General features: G+C 31.3%; 1 protein-coding gene and 1 pseudogene. Both read left to right on the forward strand.

Going from position 1 to position 1763, the window contains the following annotated elements; all coding sequences use genetic code 11:
* A pseudogene (locus tag AC6F8J_RS14525) lies at window positions 1-470 on the forward strand (hypothetical protein); the annotation flags it as partial.
* Window positions 471-1007: 537 nt separating this feature from the next.
* Window positions 1008-1598: a hypothetical protein gene (locus AC6F8J_RS14530; protein ID WP_500724347.1), complete on the forward strand. Its 591-nt coding sequence runs from the start codon at window positions 1008-1010 to the stop codon at window positions 1596-1598.
* Window positions 1599-1763 lie beyond the last annotated feature (165 nt).

Consider the following 1763-nt stretch of genomic DNA (forward strand, 5'->3'; position numbering starts at 1 on the left):
CTGAAAAAGGAGTGGCGGGTCATGCGGCATATGTAAATGAGATTGATTATAAAGGGAACCCAGTAAATATGTTAAAGTATTTTGAAGAAAAAGTAATCAAAGAAAATGTTGTACGGACAGAATTTCAATGGCTAACAAACATAATCATAACAAATAAGAATGCAGAAAAGCTGGTTGAAGCAGGAAGAAAACGATGGAAAATAGAGAATGAAGGATTCAATCGTCAAAAGAACTGGCAGGGAAATATCACGCATATATGCAGTTGGAATTCGGAAGCAATTAAAAATCATTATCTGATGCAACAGATATCAGACATGATAAAACAGTTATATGAGTGGTACTATCTAAAAGCAAATGAGATTAAAAAAAGACAAAAAAATATATCTTCCGATTTGTTAGCCAGCTTTGGACGGCAACTAACAAGGGAAGATATACTCACAGTAGATATGCATGGCATATCTAAGAACTGAATTAAGTATAGCAAAGGAAGTGATGTCTGCCAAGTGAAATTTTAACTAAATTAAACTAATTTATCCACAAAGCCTTAAAACGGGGAAAACAGAGTCTTAGCATGTGGATAAGATAAGTAAAAAAAGAAACTGTGTGGAAAAACTTCTTTTTTTAAAATTTATTAGAATTTGAGTTGGCAGAAAGAACTTTACCTTTCAAAGCTGTCTCAAAAGCTATAAATTTGCATACATAGACTTATTATGTTAGTATTTATTGTAAAGTCAATTATGAGGGATTGAGTAACTAATTAATTTTCACCAAAGGAGAGTATTATGAAAAAAATTGCAGTATTATTAATTTTAGTATTATGTTTTGTTTCTGTTCCAGTAAATGCCAAACAAGATACAAAAGTATAAAATGATAGATACAAGGATCAATTAGAAAGAATCATATCCAAAAGATCACAAGATAAAAATCAATCCAATAAGTATTTAAAAGAATCTGTTTCGTTTGATAAAAAAATCACATTAGACTTAATAAAACAAAGTTATGATGAGATGATTTTAGTAAGTAAAAAAGAATCCACAGATGATTTGTCAACTGAAGAATCATTAACTTCTGATGTTTATGCAACCAGATCATTAACACCAAAAATTGTTAATAAGACTTATTCTGAAGAATACATTTGGTATGGCATGCTTATTGAACTTACAACAAATTTAAAGCTTGAAAAAATTACAGTTTACAATTCTTCAACACAACAGAACATAACTTATATAAAGATTATTGAAACAAGAACTGATTGGGACTCTGATGATCCAATGGGCGATGGATGGGGTATCTCACTATACAAAATTGATGGTCTTGTAATTCAAGCAGGTGATGATTATCCTAGCGGATCCAAAATACCTATTAATGACAGTTTTATAAAGTACACTAATTATGCTTGGTCAAATGCATATTATTCTAGATCGTATACACCATCTAATTATACTCAAGCTGTCGAAGGTTTATCAGTTGGTTATGGAATGTATGAAGCACAATATACTATTATAGTGGAAGAGCAAATGTATCCATTCAACGATCCAATTACTCATACTCAGGATGTTTCTAATGAACATGTTGTAAGTTATGGAGCTATTCAATAACTCAACTTTCCCAGCTTAAATCAGCGAACAACACCTTGATATAAGAGGCTTGCTGACTAATCCACTGCTGTAGTTGACTCTTGATAGTTACTGTGTTGCTTATAACAACTGATTCCATATGCTCTATGAATAGATCCATCAGGCTCTTAATGGCTGTTATATAGT

This window comes from Petrocella sp. (assembly GCF_059865615.1).

Coding starts and splice junctions, on each gene's coding strand:
- AC6F8J_RS14530 (WP_500724347.1), top strand. CDS start 1,008: ATGATTTTAGTAAGTAAAAAAGAATCCACAGATGATTTGTCAACTGAA.